Annotated in this window: 15 protein-coding genes; 11 read left to right on the forward strand and 4 right to left on the reverse strand. The window is 67.8% G+C overall.

Annotated features, from left to right (window positions below):
• Positions 1–3 precede the first annotated feature (3 nt).
• Positions 4–420 carry a thioredoxin family protein gene (locus ACP7EY_RS05175; RefSeq protein ID WP_426191159.1) on the reverse strand — a complete coding sequence of 139 codons (417 nt, stop codon included), beginning with the start codon at positions 418–420 and terminating at the stop codon, positions 4–6.
• Between the two features lie 78 nt (positions 421–498).
• On the opposite strand from ACP7EY_RS05175, the gene tsaB reads away from it, so the two are divergent.
• The 8 genes from tsaB (at position 499) to ACP7EY_RS05215 (ending at position 8804) form a co-directional block, all read left to right on the forward strand.
• A complete protein-coding gene (tsaB, locus tag ACP7EY_RS05180) occupies positions 499–1209 on the forward strand; it encodes a tRNA (adenosine(37)-N6)-threonylcarbamoyltransferase complex dimerization subunit type 1 TsaB (protein ID WP_426191161.1) in 711 nt (236 codons plus the stop codon).
• Positions 1206–1691, forward strand: a complete 486-nt coding sequence (rimI, locus tag ACP7EY_RS05185; RefSeq protein ID WP_426191163.1) for a ribosomal protein S18-alanine N-acetyltransferase — start codon at positions 1206–1208, stop codon at positions 1689–1691. The genes tsaB and rimI overlap by 4 nt, the downstream gene beginning before the upstream one ends.
• Positions 1688–2515, forward strand: coding sequence for a uracil-DNA glycosylase (locus tag ACP7EY_RS05190; protein ID WP_426191165.1), 828 nt, complete (start codon positions 1688–1690; stop codon positions 2513–2515). The genes rimI and ACP7EY_RS05190 overlap by 4 nt, the downstream gene beginning before the upstream one ends.
• The gene (locus ACP7EY_RS05195) at positions 2499–3527 is read left to right on the forward strand and encodes a DUF1853 family protein (RefSeq protein ID WP_426191167.1); all 1029 of its coding nucleotides are present in this window, start codon (positions 2499–2501) and stop codon (positions 3525–3527) included. The genes ACP7EY_RS05190 and ACP7EY_RS05195 overlap by 17 nt, the downstream gene beginning before the upstream one ends.
• A 70-nt stretch (positions 3528–3597) precedes the next feature.
• Entirely contained in the window at positions 3598–3975 is a 378-nt protein-coding gene (locus ACP7EY_RS05200) for a DUF2946 domain-containing protein (RefSeq protein ID WP_426191169.1), read from the forward strand.
• Between the two features lie 154 nt (positions 3976–4129).
• A complete protein-coding gene (locus tag ACP7EY_RS05205) occupies positions 4130–6427 on the forward strand; it encodes a TonB-dependent receptor (RefSeq protein WP_426191171.1) in 2298 nt (765 codons plus the stop codon).
• Positions 6427–7770: a PepSY-associated TM helix domain-containing protein gene (locus ACP7EY_RS05210; RefSeq protein ID WP_426191172.1), complete on the forward strand. Its 1344-nt coding sequence runs from the start codon at positions 6427–6429 to the stop codon at positions 7768–7770. Before ACP7EY_RS05205 ends, ACP7EY_RS05210 begins: the two co-directional genes overlap by 1 nt.
• Positions 7771–7853: 83 nt before the next feature.
• Positions 7854–8804: a diguanylate cyclase gene (locus ACP7EY_RS05215; RefSeq protein WP_426191174.1), complete on the forward strand. Its 951-nt coding sequence runs from the start codon at positions 7854–7856 to the stop codon at positions 8802–8804.
• 36 nt (positions 8805–8840) lie between these two features.
• On the opposite strand, the gene lplT is transcribed toward ACP7EY_RS05215, so the two are convergent.
• Positions 8841–10103 (reverse strand): lysophospholipid transporter LplT, encoded by a 1263-nt coding sequence (gene lplT / locus ACP7EY_RS05220; protein ID WP_426191176.1) that lies wholly within the window; start codon positions 10101–10103, stop codon positions 8841–8843.
• A 134-nt stretch (positions 10104–10237) separates the two neighbouring features.
• On the opposite strand from lplT, the gene alr reads away from it, so the two are divergent.
• The 3 genes from alr (at position 10238) to ACP7EY_RS05235 (ending at position 13221) form a co-directional block, all read left to right on the forward strand.
• Positions 10238–11344: an alanine racemase gene (alr, locus tag ACP7EY_RS05225; RefSeq protein ID WP_426191178.1), complete on the forward strand. Its 1107-nt coding sequence runs from the start codon at positions 10238–10240 to the stop codon at positions 11342–11344.
• 93 nt (positions 11345–11437) lie between these two features.
• Positions 11438–12814 carry a DNA repair protein RadA gene (gene radA, locus ACP7EY_RS05230; protein ID WP_426191180.1) on the forward strand — a complete coding sequence of 459 codons (1377 nt, stop codon included), beginning with the start codon at positions 11438–11440 and terminating at the stop codon, positions 12812–12814.
• A 41-nt stretch (positions 12815–12855) separates the two neighbouring features.
• On the forward strand, positions 12856–13221 hold the full coding sequence (locus tag ACP7EY_RS05235) for a PilZ domain-containing protein (protein ID WP_426191182.1): 366 nt from the start codon (positions 12856–12858) through the stop codon (positions 13219–13221).
• A gap of 78 nt (positions 13222–13299) precedes the next feature.
• Here ACP7EY_RS05235 and arsA read toward each other — a convergent pair whose 3' ends face one another.
• Together arsA and ACP7EY_RS05245 are read right to left on the reverse strand one after the other, a co-directional pair.
• A complete protein-coding gene (gene arsA, locus ACP7EY_RS05240; protein ID WP_426191240.1) occupies positions 13300–15057 on the reverse strand; it encodes an arsenical pump-driving ATPase in 1758 nt (585 codons plus the stop codon).
• 142 nt (positions 15058–15199) lie between these two features.
• Entirely contained in the window at positions 15200–15700 is a 501-nt protein-coding gene (locus ACP7EY_RS05245; RefSeq protein ID WP_426191242.1) for an arsenate reductase ArsC, read from the reverse strand.
• Between the last annotated feature and the right edge of the window lie 3 nt (positions 15701–15703).

The raw sequence follows: 15703 nt of genomic DNA on the forward strand, positions 1-15703 counted from the left end.
GATCTAGCCCAGCAGGGTTTTCAGGTTGCCCAGCCGCTGCCAGTCGCGCCGCTCTGCGGTGCTGGTGGCCAGCCGGCCCAGGTCGTCGCTGGAGGTGGCCAGTTGCGCCGCCAGCAAGCGCTCGGCCAGCGCGGCGTCGGGCAGCACGGTGCCGAAAAACGCCACGGTGTCGTCGTGCTGGATCAGCAGGGTGGGGAAGTTGTCGATGTCGAGGTCGCCCACGATATCGGCCTGGTCTTCGATGTCGATCCAGACGAAGCGCAGAGCCGGATGGCGCGCCGCCAGCGCCTCGAACGTGGCCCGGTAAGTGCCGCAGGTGCCGCACCAGCCGGCACACAGGCAGGCGACGGTCCAGCCGCCTTCGGCCAGGCCGGCGGCGAGTTCGGAACGGTTGTCCTGGTCGAGAGTGAGGCTGTGCATGAGCGCATTCTACCGTGCCGGCGGTTTTTCGGCGGCGGCGGGGCGCCGCGACGCCCGCCGCGCAGGGTAAAATACGCCATGCTTACCATTCTCGCCATTGAAACTTCCTCCGAACTGGCTTCCTGCGCGTTGCTGCGCGAGGGTACCTTGCGCAGCCGCGAATCGTCCGGCGTGCGCACCCATTCGCAGTCGATTTTGCCGATGGTGCAAGATCTGCTGGCCGAAGCGGGCATCGTGCTGGCCGATTGCGACGCCATCGCCTACGGCGCCGGCCCCGGCTCCTTCACGGGCGTGCGCACCGCCGCCGGCATCGCCCAGGGCCTCGCCTTCGGCGCCGGCCTGCCGGTGGTGCCGGTGGTGACGCTGGCGGCGATGGCGCAGCGCTGCCGCGAGGCCAGCGGTGCCGACGAAGTGCTCGCCGTGCTCGACGCCCGCATGGGCGAAGTGTACTGGGCGCGCTACCGCCACGACGACGGTGCCGGCTGGCGCATCCTCGACGCGCCGGCGCTGGCCGCGCCCGGCGCGGTGCCGCCGGCCGTCACCGCCACCGCTTGCGGCAACGGCTTCACTGCCTACCCGGACGCCTTCGCGGACGCCGCCCTTGCTCTTGACGTCATGCCGCACGCCGGCGCGATTGCCGCGCTGGCCGCCATCGAGTTCGCCGCCGGCCGCTCGGTGGCCGCTGCCGACGCCCAGCCGCTCTACCTGCGCAACAAGATCGCGTTCACCAGCGCCGAGCGGCTCGTCATCAACGCCGACAAGGCGGCCGCCGCCGCTGCCGCCGCATGAGCGCGCCCGCCAGCGCGGCCGCGCAGGACGGTGTCGACCGCTTGACGTACGCGCCGATGGTCATGGCCGACCTCGACGCCGTGTTTGCCATCGAGCAGGCGGTCTACCCGCATCCCTGGACGCGCGGTAATTTCGTCGATTCGCTGGCATCCGGCTACAGCGCCTGGACGCTGCACGACGGCGATGCGCTGGCCGGCTACTTCCTGCTCATGCTGGCGGTCGACGAAGCGCACCTGCTCAACGTCGCCGTGGCCGGCGCGCGCCAGGGGCAGGGCATCGGTCGCTACCTGCTCGACAAGGTGGCCGCCTGCGCGCGCGGCCTGGGCGCCGAATCGGTGTTGCTGGAGGTGCGGCCGTCGAACCTGCGCGCGCTGGACGTCTACCGGCGCTATGGCTTTGCCGAAATCGGCCGCCGCAAGAATTACTATCCGGCCCACAATGGCCAGCGCGAAGAGGCGATCGTGATGCGGTTCGTGCTATGAGCGACCAGTCGCCACTGGCAGCGGGGCAGCCGGCCCCCTTGAGCGCGCGCGACGCCGCCTTCCTGGCCGAGATGGGCATCACGCCCCTGTGGCAGGCGCGCGCGGTCAGCGCGACCAGCGCGATCACCACCGACAGCACCGACAGCGGCGCGGCGCTGGCCAGCGCGGCGCCGCCCGTTGCGCTGGCGCCAGCGGCCCCGGTGGCGCCAGCGCCCGAAGCGGACGCGCCCCAGCTTGACGCGGACATCGGCCAGATGGACTGGCGCACCCTGAACAACGCCATCGCCGCCTGCGCCCGCTGCGGCTGCAAGGACGGCCGCAAGAGCGTGGCCGGCGACGGCGCGCGCGCGGCCGTGTGGATGGTGGTGGCGGGCGCCACCACCACGCAGGATGAAAGCGAGCGCCAGCCGCTGGCCGGCGCGCCCGGCAAACTGCTGGCCAATATGCTCAAGGCGGTGCAGCTCTCGCGCGAGGAAAACGTCTACGTTACCAACCTGGTCAAGTGCCGCCTGAGCAGCGCCAGCGGCGGCGAACGGGCGCCCACGGCCGACGAAATCCAGGCCTGCCGCCCCTTCGTCGAACGCGAACTGGCCCTGTGCGGCGCCGGCGTCGTGCTCACCCTGGGGCAGGTGGCCACCAACGCCTTGCTCGACCAGCCGGCCCAGCAAGCGCTGGCCGGCTCGCGCGGCGCGGTCCACCAGTTCAACGGCGCCGCCCTGGTGGCGACCCTGCACCCGGCCGAACTGCTGCGGCGCGGGGCCGACAAGGCGCAAGCCTGGGCCGACCTGTGCCTGGCGCGCGCCAGCCATGGACGGCCGCAGTGACGGCATCGCCATGCCCGGGCCGGACCTGAACGAGCGCGCCGCGCCCTACCAGGCCGGCTTCACCCGCCGCTGGGGTCATCTGCACAATCCCCACGTGCGCGCGCTGGCCTGGCTGCTCGATTCGCCCGACCTGCTCGATCCCGCTGCCGCCGAATGGGCCGGCAAGCTGGCCGCGCCCACGCCCATCACGGCCGACCTGCGCGAGTGGCTGGACCGGCTCGAGCGCGATCCGGCGCCCCTGCTGGCGGCGCTCGGTGCGCGCCCCCACACCCGCCTGGGCCTGTACGCCGAACAGCTGATGGCGTTTTATTACCAGGCGCACGGCCGCCTGGTGGCGCACGGCTTGCAGGTGCGCGCCAGCCGCAACGACACGGTGGGCGAATTCGACTTCCTGCTCGAGCTTGAGGGCGACGGCGAGGGAGCGCGGGCGGCGGGCGTCGAGCACATCGAGCTGGCCACCAAGTTCTACCTGCTGCAGGGCGACGCCGCCTCGCGCTTCGACACCCTGATCGGCCCCAACCTGGCCGACAGCCTGGGCGCCAAGATGCGCAAGATCCTCGGCAAGCAACTGGCGCTGGCGGACCATCCGGCGGCGCAGGCGCTGCTGGCGCGCCCCGTGCTGCGCGCCCGCGCGCTCGTCAAGGGCTGGCTGTTCTATCCGGCCCCGGCGACCCCGATGGCCGGCATCGCCAGCGGCCATTGCCGCGGTTTCTGGTGCCCGCTGGCCGCTGTGCCCGGCATGGCGGCGGCCGACTGGGTGATCCTGCCGCGCCTGCAATGGCTGGCGCCGTACCGCATCGAGGCGGATGCCGCCTTGCTCGACGGCGCCGGCCTGGCCGACGCCGTCGCCGCCGCGTTCGCGCTCAGCCCCGCGCCGGTGATGGTGGCGTCGATGGCGTCGATGGCGGCGTCGACGGGGGCGGCGCCGGGCGAGCTGGTCGAACAATGCCGCGGCTTCATCGTGCCCGACGACTGGCAGGCGCGCGCGCTGCAGCGCCAGCAGGGGCTCTAATAGTCCCTTCCTGGCCGAGTCCCTTCCTGGCCGGTTCCCGGCTGCGCCGCAGGCTGTTATACTTTCGCCCATGGGATTGAACACACTGCATCGCCGCCTCGCCGCCTGGCTCGCCTGCCTGGCGATGCTGTTTGGCGCGCTCGCGCCGACGCTGTCGCAAGCGAATGCCGCTGCCGCGCCGGCCGGTGGCTGGACGCAGATTTGCAGCGCCAGCGGCAGTCGCATGGTCCAGCTCGACATGGCCGATCCGTCCCAGGACCCCGTCCACCTCGAGCATTGCCCGTTCTGCGCCACCCACGCCGACGCTGTCGCCTTGCCGCCGGGCGCGGCCTGGTCGGTCCCGCTGCTGCTGCCTGCCGCGACTCACCCCGTCCTGTTCTACCAGTCGCCACGTCCGCTGGCGATCTGGCGCGCCGCGCAATCGCGCGCGCCCCCCGCCCTGGCCTGATGCCTTTGGCTGGCCGCGCCTTGCAAGGCGCGCCGCCCGAACAAACCTGCAGGCCGCGCGCCTGGCCGTCCCTTTCACTGCGGTGTGGGCACGGCCCGGTGCCGACGCGCCGCAGCATCCGACCACCCGGCGTTTGCCGCTACAGAATCCTTCCATGACCGCTCACCTCAGCCCTATCGCCAGCGCCTTGCTGCTGGCCTTTTCCGTCAACGCCTTTGCCCAGCAGGCGTCCGACCCGCCGGATAAAACCATCGGCACCGTCACCATCACGGGCGGCCGCCCCACCTCGCTGCCCACGCAGATCCCCACCACCATCGAGGGCATCACGGGCGCCCAGATCGAGCGCACCATCAACGCCAGCGACAGCGAGGACGCGCTGAAGTACCTGCCCAGCCTGCTCGTGCGCAAGCGCTACATCGGCGACTACAACCACGCCGTGCTCTCCACGCGCGCCTCCGGCACCGGCAACAGCGCCCGTTCGATGGTGTACGCCGACGGCATCCTGCTGTCGAACTACCTGGGCAACGGCGCCGGCTTCACGCCCCGCTGGGGCATGGTCACGCCCGAAGAGATCGAGCGGGTCGACGTGCTGTACGGCCCGTTCTCGGCCGCCTACGCCGGCAATTCGGTGGGCGCCGTGGTCGACTACATCACCCGCATGCCCAGCAAATTCGAGGCGCACGCCAAGCTGGGCTACGCCAGCCAACGCTTCGACCTGGCCGGCAGCGGCGAGCGCGACAGCGGCAAGCAGGCCAGCGCCTCCGTCGGCAACCGCCATGGCGACTTCTCCTGGTGGATCAATGTCAATCGTCTCGACAGCAACGGCCAGCCGCTGGTGTTCGCCACCCGCGCCTTCAGCGAAGGCGTCACGCCCGCCGCCGGCACCTCCGTCGTCAGCGGCGCCATCGCCGGCAAGAACACCAAGGGCCAGGACTGGTGGCTGCTGGGCACCACCACCAGCTACCACACGATGCAAGACCATGCCAAGGTCAAGCTGGCCTACGAGCTGACGCCCACCGTGCGTGCCAGTTACACGCTGGGCTGGTGGAGCAATGACACCGATGGCAGCGCCCGGACCTATCTGCGCGACAGCGCGGGCAAACCCGTCTACACCGGCAACGTCGTCATTGGCGCTCTCCAGTACAATCTGAACGCGGCCAGCCCCGTGTTCGCACCGAACCAGAACAGCCTCGAGCACCTGATGCAGGGCCTGTCCGTCAAGAGCAACACGCGCGGCGTGTTCGACTGGGAAGTGGCGGCCAGCGCCTACGATTACCGGCGCGACATCCTGCGCGCGCCCACCGTCGCGCTGCCCGCCGCCGCCAGTGGCGGGGCCGGGCGCATCACCGACATGGACGGCACCGGCTGGCACAACCTGAACCTGCGCGGCACCTGGCGCCCGTTCGGCATCGCCCGCGGCGCCGGCGCCCAGGTGATCGACTTCGGCTACCAGCAGGACGCCTACCGCCTGCGCACCCTGGTCAGTTCGACGGGCGACTGGCTCCATGGCGCCGCCGGTGCGCGCTTTTCCGCCTTTAATGGCAACACCGCCATGAAAAGCCTGTTCGCCCAGGACACCTGGACCATCTCGCCCACCTGGAAAACCACGCTGGGCCTGCGCTACGAGCGCTGGCAGGCCGATGGGGGCGAACTGGGCAACGTGGCCGCCATCGTGCCCTTCGGCGCCACCCGCAACGAGTCGTACCTCTCGCCGAAAGCGGCGCTGGCCTACCAGCTCCATCCCGACTGGGTGCTCAAGGCATCGACGGGACGCGCGGTGCGCATGCCCACCGTGGGCGAGCTGTACCAGGGTTCGATCGATGGCAATACCGTCATCAACACCAATTCCGCCCTGAAGCCGGAAAAGTCCTGGACCAGTGAACTGAGCGCCGAGCACATCACCTATAACGGCCTGCTGCGCGCCACCATGTTCATCGAACGCACCCGAGACGCCCTGTATTCGCAGGCGCTGACCTCGACCGTGTCGACGGTGCAGAACGTCGATGCCATCCACACGCGTGGGCTGGAAGTGGCGTGGCAGGCGGCCGACCTGGGCATCAAGGGGCTCGAGCTCAATAGCAGCGCCACCTTCACCGATTCCATCATCGCCGCCAACCGGGGCTTTGCCGCCAGCGTCGGCAAGCAGCAACCGCGGGTGCCCCGCTGGCGCGCCACCAGCGTCGCCACGTATCAACAGAACGACCGCCTCGCCTATACCCTGGCGGCGCGCTACAGCGGCGTGCAATACGGCCAGCTCGACAATAGCGATGTCAACGGCTTCAGTTACCTGGGCTTTTCCAAATTCTTCGTCGTCGATGCGCGCGTGCGCTTCAAGCTCGACAAGCAGTGGAGCGCCGCACTGGGGATCGATAACCTGAATAACTACAAGTACTGGGCGTTCCACCCCTACACCCAGCGCACCGTGGTGGCCGAGCTGAAGTTCGACCTGTGATGGCGAACGCTCACGCGCCAGGCCAGGCCAGGGCGGCGCGGCGCGCCATCTGGTGGCGCATCCATGTGTGGTCCGCGCTCATTGCCACGCCGTTCACGGCGGTGGCGGCACTGACGGGCATGCTGTACGTGCTCACGCCCCAGGTCGAGGCGTGGCGCTACGGCGCGCTCGACCGGGTGGCGGCGGGCGGCACGCCGCTGGCGCTGGACCAGTCGGTGGCCGCCGCCATCGCCGCCGCGCCGCCCGGCGCGCCCCTGCAGGCGGTGTATCCGCCGGCGGCGCCGGGCGCTTCCCTCAAGGCGGTGTTTGGCAAGGGGGCGGCCGGCGCGCACGCGGGCCATTCGGCGGCGCAGATGGCGCAGATGGAAAAAATGGCAAATTCGGCGCCCCGCGGCAGGCAGGCGGCGGCCCTGACGATCTACATCGATCCCGCCAGCGGTGCCGTGCTTGGCGCCGTGGCAGGCGAAGAGCGCTTCGGCAGCTGGGCCAGGCGCCTCCATTCGCGCCTGCTGCAAGGCGACGGCTGGCGCTGGATGATCGAACTGGCCGCCAGCGCCATGCTGGTCATGCTGCTCACCGGCGTGCTGCTGTGGTGGCCGGCCTCGCCGCGGCAAGCCTTGCCCCGCGCCGGCCTGCGCGGCCGCCCCGGCTGGAAGCAGTGGCACGCGGTGCCGGGCGCCGCGCTGGGCCTGCTCACGCTGGCGATCGTCGCCACCGGCCTGACCTGGAGCCAGTACGGCGGCCAGCAGATCCGCAGCACCCGCGACGCGCTGGGACAGGCGCCGCCGCGCGTGCCGACGGGCCTCGCGTCAGTGCTGCCGCACGGTCCGGCGCTGCTGGGCTGGCAGGCGGCCTGGGACCAGGCGCGCCGGCTGGCGCCCGAGGTGGCGCTGCAAATGACGCCGCCAGCGCTGCCCGACGGGGTCTGGCGCATCAGCGCCGCCGATCCGTCCCGACCCACCCGGCGCTTCGATCTGCTGCTAGACGCCTACAGCGGCCAGCCCCTGTTTTACGGGGGCTGGCAGCAACAGACGGCGTTCGGCAAGGCGACCGCCATCGGCATCCCGTTTCACCGGGGCGAGTTCGGCTGGTGGAACCAGGCGCTGCTGCTGGTATTCGGCGCCGGCGTGCTGTTTTCCCTGCTGTCGGGCTGGGTCATGTGGTTCCTGCGGCGCCGGCACGGAGGCCCACTGCTGCCGCCGGTGGCGCCGGGGGCGTGGCGCGCGGCCGCCATCCCCTTGCTGCTGACGGGTGCCGTGCTGACCTGGTTCGCGCCGCTGGCGGGCGTGGCGGCGGCTGCCGTGTGGGCGATCGAAGGGCTGCGCCTGCGCGCCCGTCGCTGAAACAGGCGCCGTCCGGCATTTTTAACGTGACGGCAACTGTTTGTGGGGCACAATGTTGGCGTTCTTATTCCAGGAGTTGACACATGACCACACCACCTTCCGCCCCCGTGGACGGCGACGATCCCGCCGTCTACCGCACCCTGCTCGAATCGACGCTGGCGATTCCCTGGCGACTTGACTGGGCCAGCATGCGCTTTACCTACATCGGCCCGCAGATCGAGCACTTGCTGGGCTGGAAAACGTCGAGCTGGCAGACGGTCAACGACTGGGCCGAGCGCATACACGCCGAGGACCGCCAGAAGACGGTCGATTATTGCGTGGCACAGTCGCAACTGGGGATCGACCACGAGGCCGATTACCGCGCCTTGCGGCACGACGGCGAAACGGTCTGGATCCGCGACGTGGTGCACGTGGTGCGGCGCGCTGACGGCGGCGTCGAGGCGCTGGTGGGCTTCATGTTCGACATCAGCGCGCGCAAGCAGGCCGAAGAAAAAATCCTGCAACTGCAGCGCGAGCTCGAAGTGCTGTCCTACCGCGACAGCCTGACCAATGTCGCCAATCGGCGCATGTTCGACGCCCTCTATCCCGTCGAATGGGCCAAGGCGCGCGCCAGCGGCGAGCCACTGTCGCTGCTGATGGTCGATATCGATTATTTTAAGCAATACAACGACCATTATGGCCACATGCAGGGCGACGAGTGCCTGCGCCGGGTCGCCCAGGCCATCGACGGCGGCGCCGCGCGGCCGCGCGACCTGTGCGCCCGCCTGGGTGGGGAGGAGTTCGTGCTGCTGCTGCCGGCCACCGACCAGGCTACCGCCCTGAAGGTGGCGGCGCGCTGCCGCACCTTGCTCGAGCGGCAAGAGATCGCCCACGCGCGCTCCGGGGTGGGCCGCCAGGTCACGGTCAGCATCGGTTGCGGCACCATTGTGCCCGGCGACGCCGACGACGCCGCCGTGTTCATGGACCGCATCGACCGTCGCCTGTACCAGGCCAAGTCGGCGGGGCGCGACCGCGTCTGCGACGCCGAGGCGTAGCGCCCGGCTGGAATGCCGGCGCCGGGCGGCGCCGGATCAGTGTTTGTGTTCGCCGATCAGGGCCAGCGAATCATGTTCGGCCTGGTTGGCGGCATGCTTGCGCTTGATCAGCCACATGGTGCCCGCCACCGAAAAGCCGAACAGGAGGATGATCACGTTCAGGTCCAGGTTCATGGAAATCATGATGGCGTAGACGGCCAGCATGGTCAGGATGGACAGGTTTTCATTGAAATTCTGCACGGCGATCGAGTGGCCGGCGCTCATCAGGACGTGGCCCCGGTGTTGCAGCAGGGCGTTCATGGGCACCACGAAAAAGCCCGACAGCACGCCGATCAGGATCAGCAGGGGATAGGCGAAGGCCACCGAGGTCACCAGCGTCATGCTCATCACGATCAGGCCCATGGCGATGCCCAGCGGGATCACCGTGAGCGACTTGCGCAGCGGGATCAGGCGCGCCGAGGCGGCCGCACCGAGGGCGATGCCAACGGCCACGACGCCGACCAGGCTGGTTGCTTTTTCATACGGCATGCCCAGCGATTTTTCCGCCCACTTGAGCACGATCAATTGCAAGGTGGCGCCGGCGCCCCAGAACAGCGTCGTCACGGCCAGCGAGATCTGGCCCAGCTTGTCTTTCCACAGGGTGGCCGAGCAGTTGGCAAAATCGGCGATCATGCGCACCGGGTTGCGTTCCTGGTGGTGGTAGACGGCGCCCGTGAGGGGAATGCGCAGGTTGAACAGGGTGGCCGCCACGTAGATGACGACGACCACGCACAGCGCCGCTTCGGTGGGCGTGTTGATGCCGGTGTCGATGAAGGGAACGTCGATGCCGAGCAGGTAGACGGAAGTGCGCTTGGCCACCAGCAGGCCGCCGAGCACGGTGCCGAAGATGATCGAGGAGACCGTCAGGCCCTCGATCCAGCCATTGGCGGCCACCAGCTTTTCCGGCGGCAGCAATTCGGTGAGGATGCCGTACTTGGCAGGTGAATACACGGCCGCGCCGAAGCCCACCACGGCGTAGGCCGCCAGCGGGTGCACATCGGCAAAAATGAGCAGGCAGCCGCCGATCTTGATCAGGTTGGCAATGAACATGACCCGGCCTTTCGGCAGGGCGTCGGCGAAGGCGCCGACGAATGCGGCGAGCAAGACGTAAAACAATACGAATGATAATTTCAGCAGCGGCGTCAACGAGGCCGGGGCGTTCATCGATGTCAGCAGGTCGATTGCAACGAAAAACAGTGCATTGTCTGCCAACGACGAAAAAAACTGCGCCGCCATGATGGTATAAAAACCACGGTTCATTCTAGAATTTCACTAATCTGGTCTGGGTTGCTTTATACCATGAACGGCCGCGAAGCCAAAGAAATCCGCCGTGCCCCCGTGCCGCCGGGCCGGCTCCGGTAAAATACCCGCTTTGTTCCACTTCGACGTTTCCCATGCCCCGGCCACTTAGCGCAACCATCCATCTCGACTCGATGCAGTACAACCTGATGCGGGCGCGCGCCTGCGCGCCGGGCGCGAAGATCTGGGCCGTGGTCAAGGCCAACGCCTACGGGCATGGCCTGGAACGGGGCTTGCGCGGTTTCGCCGAGGCGGACGGGCTGGCCCTGATCGAAACGGACAACGCCGTGCGCCTGCGCGAGTTGGGCTGGACCAGGCCGATCCTGCTGCTTGAAGGCATTTTCGACGGCAGCGACGTCGAATTACTGGCCGAACACGGCTTTGACAGCACCGTCCATTGTATCGAACAAGTGAAAATGCTCGAGTACACCCGGCTGGCCGGGCCCATCGACGTCCACCTTAAAATGAACACGGGCATGAACCGGCTGGGCTTTCGCCCCGAAGAGTACGCCGCTGCCCACGCCCGCCTGCGCGCCATTCCCGCCATTCGCAACATCACCCTGATGACCCATTTCGCCAACGCCGACGAGCTCGACAATCCGCGCCTGTCGGTGCGCGAACAGGTGCGCCGCTTTCAGTTGGGCGCGGCGGGCCTGGCGGGCGAACGCAGCCTGTCCAATTCTGGCGGCGTGCTGCAGCAGGCAGCGCTGATCGACGCGCTGTCGAACGACTGGGTGCGGCCCGGCATCATGCTCTACGGCGGCACCCCCGGCCAGCAGACGGCGGCTGGCTACAAATTGCTCCCCACCATGACGCTGGCCTCGGAAATCATCGGCCTGCAGCAATTGCAGGCGGACGACACGGTCGGCTATGGCAGCAGTTTCACCGCCAGCGGTCCCATGCTGGTGGGGGTGGTGGCCTGTGGCTACGCCGACGGCTACCCGCGCCACGCCCCCCATGGCACGCCGCTGCTGGTCGATGGCATGCGCACCAGCCTGGTCGGGCGGGTGTCAATGGACATGATGACGGTTGATCTGACGCACATCGCCAACGCCCGCGTGGGCAGCAAGGTGGTGCTGTGGGGCGATGGCTTGCCCATCGACGAGGTGGCCGACGCCGCCGGCACCATCGGCTACGAGCTCATGTGTGCGCTGGCGCCCCGCGTGCGCGTGCGCGAAGGCGCGCTGGGGCAGGCCGCCTGAGCACCGGCGCGCCCGCGCCGGCACGCTCGCCGAATTTCCGGCACACTGTTGCGCAACGCCCGGCGTTTCCACGCACGGGCCACTCTACTGATTATGGCCAAAGCTAAAACCAATTACACCTGCAGCGACTGCGGCGCCATCGCCAGCAAATGGAGCGGGCAGTGCACCTCCTGCCACCAGTGGAACACCCTGGTCGAAACCGCCGTCGAAACGCCGGGCGTGAACCGCCTGTCCAATCCCGTCCACCGCAGCCTGGCGCAGACGGCGCCCGTGCTGTCGCTGTCGGACATCGAAGCGACCGACGTGCCCCGCTTTGGCACCGGCATCGAGGAATTCGACCGCGTGCTCGGTGGCGGCCTGGTTGCCGGCGGCGTGGTGCTCATCGGCGGCGATCCCGGCATCGGCAAGTCGACCCTGCTGCTGCAGGCGCTGGCCAATATTTCCGCCGTCAAGTCCACCCTGTACGTGAGCGGCGAGGAGTCCGGCGCCCAGATCGCCCTGCGCGCGCGCCGCCTGCATGTCGAAGGCAGCGCCCTGAAGCTGCAGGCCGAAATCCAGCTCGAGAAAATTCTCGGCACCCTGGCCGACCTGAAACCGGAAGTGGCGGTGATCGATTCGATCCAGACCGTCTACTCCGACGCGCTCAGTTCGGCGCCGGGCTCGGTGGCCCAGGTGCGCGAATGCGCCGCCCAGCTGACCCGGGTGGCCAAGCAGACGGGCGTGACCATCATCCTGGTCGGCCACGTCACCAAGGAAGGCGCGCTGGCCGGTCCCCGCGTGCTCGAACACATCGTCGACACCGTGCTGTACTTCGAAGGCGACACCCAGTCCAGTTTCCGGCTGGTGCGGGCGATCAAGAACCGCTTCGGCGCCGTCAATGAGCTCGGCGTGTTCGCCATGACGGAGAAGGGCTTGAAGGGGGTGTCGAATCCATCGGCGCTGTTCCTGTCCAGCCACGACACCGCCGTGCCCGGTTCCTGTGTGATGGTCACCCAGGAGGGCACCCGGCCCCTGCTGGTGGAAATCCAGGCGCTGGTCGACACCAGCCACCTGCCCAACGCGCGCCGCCTGTCGGTGGGACTGGAGCAGAACCGCCTGGCCATGCTGCTGGCGGTGCTGCACCGGCACGCCGGCATCGCCGCCTTTGACCAGGACGTGTTCATCAACGCCGTCGGCGGCGTCAAGATCACCGAGCCGGCCGCCGACCTGGCCGTGCTGCTGGCAATCAACTCGTCGATGCGCAACAAGCCCCTGCCGCGGGGGCTGGTGGTGTTCGGCGAGGTGGGCCTGGCCGGCGAAATCCGCCCCGCGCCACGGGGGCAGGAACGCCTGCGCGAAGCGGCCAAGCTGGGTTTTTCGATCGCCATGATCCCCAAGTCGAACGCGCCGAAACAGAAGATCGAGGGCATGACCATCATCGCCGTCGAGCGCATCGATGAGGCTTTTAATAAATTGCGCGAGCTGGACTGACCAGCGCTGCGTTTTCACTCCAATAACAAGAAAGTCCTCGCATGGATACCTCTCCTTCAGCGAACGGCCCGGCCGCCGGCCCGGCCAGCGGCGCCGAGCAGCGCAATACACAACGCAAACTCCTCAAGGCGCGCGCCGTCCTCACCGTCAAGGGCGCGCCGCCGCTGGCCGTGCGCACGATCGACATCAGCGTGCAGGGCGCCAGCCTGAGTTTTCTGCAACCGCTGCCGGTCGGCCTGGCCGGCACGCTGTCGATCGATCTGATGATCGATGGCAAACTCAACACCGTCAGCATGCTGGCCAGGGCGACCTATTGCATTTATAGCGGTGGCCAGTACAAGGTGGGCTTCCAGTTCACCGGCATCGATCTGCCCACCGTGACCTTGCTGGCGAAGTTCGTGCGCTGAGCCGATGGCTGGCCTTGCTTGCCGCGGCATGTGCAAGGCATGCGGGCGGCTGCTCAGCGCTTGAGCGCTGGTCGACGCTCACGTCGGGGCCGTCATGGCGAGAAGCGGCCCGATACCCACCGGCTCTTCCTGAAGCAGGGGGACCACGGCGTAGCGCCTGGCATGGCGTGCCGCAAGCGCGCCAATTTCGGGCAACTCATTGCGTGCCCGCTGGCGCAGCAAGGGCGAGTGCGGCTGCGCCGCGGCGACGCTATTGTTCACGATCCATGCCCAAGGTGTGATTCCGGCACGCAGCAAGTCCGACTGCAAGGCTTCGGCCTCAAGAACCGGCGTGGTTTCGGCCAGTGTCACCAGGAGCACTTTGGTCTGTTTCTGATCTTGCAGCTGCATCATCGGCGTGACAAAGTGGACGCCCGTTTGCCCAAACTGGCGCGCCACATCCCGATGGTAAGCGCCGGTGGTGTCGAGCAACAGGAGCGTGTGGCCGGTGGGGGCCGTGTCCATCACGACAAATTGCTTGCCCGCTTCACGGATGGCGCGCGAGAATGCCTGGAATACGGCGATTTCTTCTGTGCATGGTGATCGCAAGTCCTCTTCCAGCAGGGCGCGGCCCGCCGCGTCGAGCCTGGCGCCCCGGGTGCGCATCACTTGCTCCCGATAGCGTGCCGTTTCAGCAAGCGGGTCAATGCGGCTGACTGTGAGATTGTCCAGCGTCCCCTTGATGGTGTCGACGAGGCGCCCTGCAGGGTCGGAGGTGGTCAGGTGAACCGCCAGGCCACGGTGGGCCAGTTGCACGGCGATCGCTGCGGCGATGGTCGTTTTGCCGACGCCACCCTTGCCCATCAACATCACCAGGCCATGGCCATCAAGCGCAATCTGCTCGACCAGGGCGCACAGGGTCGGCGCCGAGAAGGTGAACGGCGCATCGTCGTCCGTGAGCGCGGGCAGGGCGGCATCGGCAAACAGGCCGTGCAAGGCGGCCAGACCCACCAGGTTAAACGGTTTGAGGCTGACCAGGTCGCGTGGCAAGGCGTCGAGGTTTGCCGGAATCTTCGCCAGCGCAGTCTGTTCACGGTCAACGATGGCGAGGGCCAGGCGATCCTCCTTGGCCTCGCTGGCAGGCAACACGCCGTTGATGACAAGAAATTGGCGCGACATGCCAATGGCCGCCAGTTCCTCGTGCGTGCGCGCCGCTTCGCGCAGGGCCGCCGCCTGGGCACGGGCCACCAGCACCATGCGCGTACGCAATGGATCGGCCAGGGCGATGAGCGCCTCCTTGTATTGGCTGCGCTGCTTTTCCAGGCCCGCCAGCGGGCCGAGGCAGGAGGCGTCGCCGGTGCCGGTATCGAGGAAGCCGCTCCAGGCGCCGGGTAATTGCAGCAGGCGTATCGTATGACCGGTCGGCGCCGTATCGAAGACGATATGGTCGTATTGACGATCGAGGCTGGCGTCGGTGAGCAGGTCGGTGAATTCATCGAAGGCGGCAATTTCGGTCGTGCAGGCGCCGGACAACTGTTCTTCAATGCCGCGTACCACGGCATCGGGCAGCACCCCGCGCACGGGGCCGATGATACGATCGCGATAACGTTGTGCGGCGCAGTGGGGATCGATTTCCAGTGCCGCCAGGCGCGGTACGGCGGCAATAGCGGTGATCTGGTTACCAATCGTGATGGCAAATACCTGGCCGACATTCGACGCAGGATCGGTGCTGACAAGCAGCACGCGCTTTCCAGCGTCGGCCAGAAAAATGGCGGAGGAACAGGCAATCGAGGTTTTTCCGACGCCCCCTTTGCCGGTGAAGAAAAGAAACCGGGGTGGCTGCTCAAGAAATTTCATGAAGGACTCCCGCGTGGGGCGCAGCGGCTGCCGGGGCGGCGCTCGCTTGCGCTGGTGCCGGATCGATTGAGAAGGGTAGCACGGCGCGACGTCGATCCGGTGCCGCTTTCTGCAAAGCGCCGTTGCCTGCCGCTGGCGCGCCTCAGGGGGCGATCGTGCCGATGCGGTCGAGTTCGCGCTTGAGTGCGAGTTTTTCCAGTTTATCGATCGGCAGCGACTGAAAAATATCCAGGCGCATCTTGATTTCCCGGCAGACCTTTGCGAAGGCGGCGCGCTTTTCGGCATCCGTGCCTTCGACCGCGGCGGGGTCCGCAAAACCCCAGTGGGCCGTCAGTGGCTGACCTGGCCAGAACGGGCACACTTCACCGGCGGCCTTGTCGCACACGGTGATGACGAAATCCATGTGCGGCGCGTCCGCGCCCGCAAATTCGTCCCACGACTTGCTGCGAAGCTGGTCCAGCGGATGGCCAATCGCGGCGATCTGTTCGAGCGCAAGCGGGTGAACCTTGCCGGTGGGGTGGCTACCGGCACTGTACGTGTTGAACTGGCCGTGCTCCGCCGCATTGAGCATGGCCTCGGCCATGATGCTGCGCGCCGAATTGCCGGTACACAAAAAAAGTACGTTGTAAGTATCGTGTTTCATGGG

It is taken from the genome of Massilia sp. DWR3-1-1 (assembly GCF_049898325.1).
In the GTDB taxonomy this organism is placed as follows: domain Bacteria; phylum Pseudomonadota; class Gammaproteobacteria; order Burkholderiales; family Burkholderiaceae_D; genus JAFCUW01.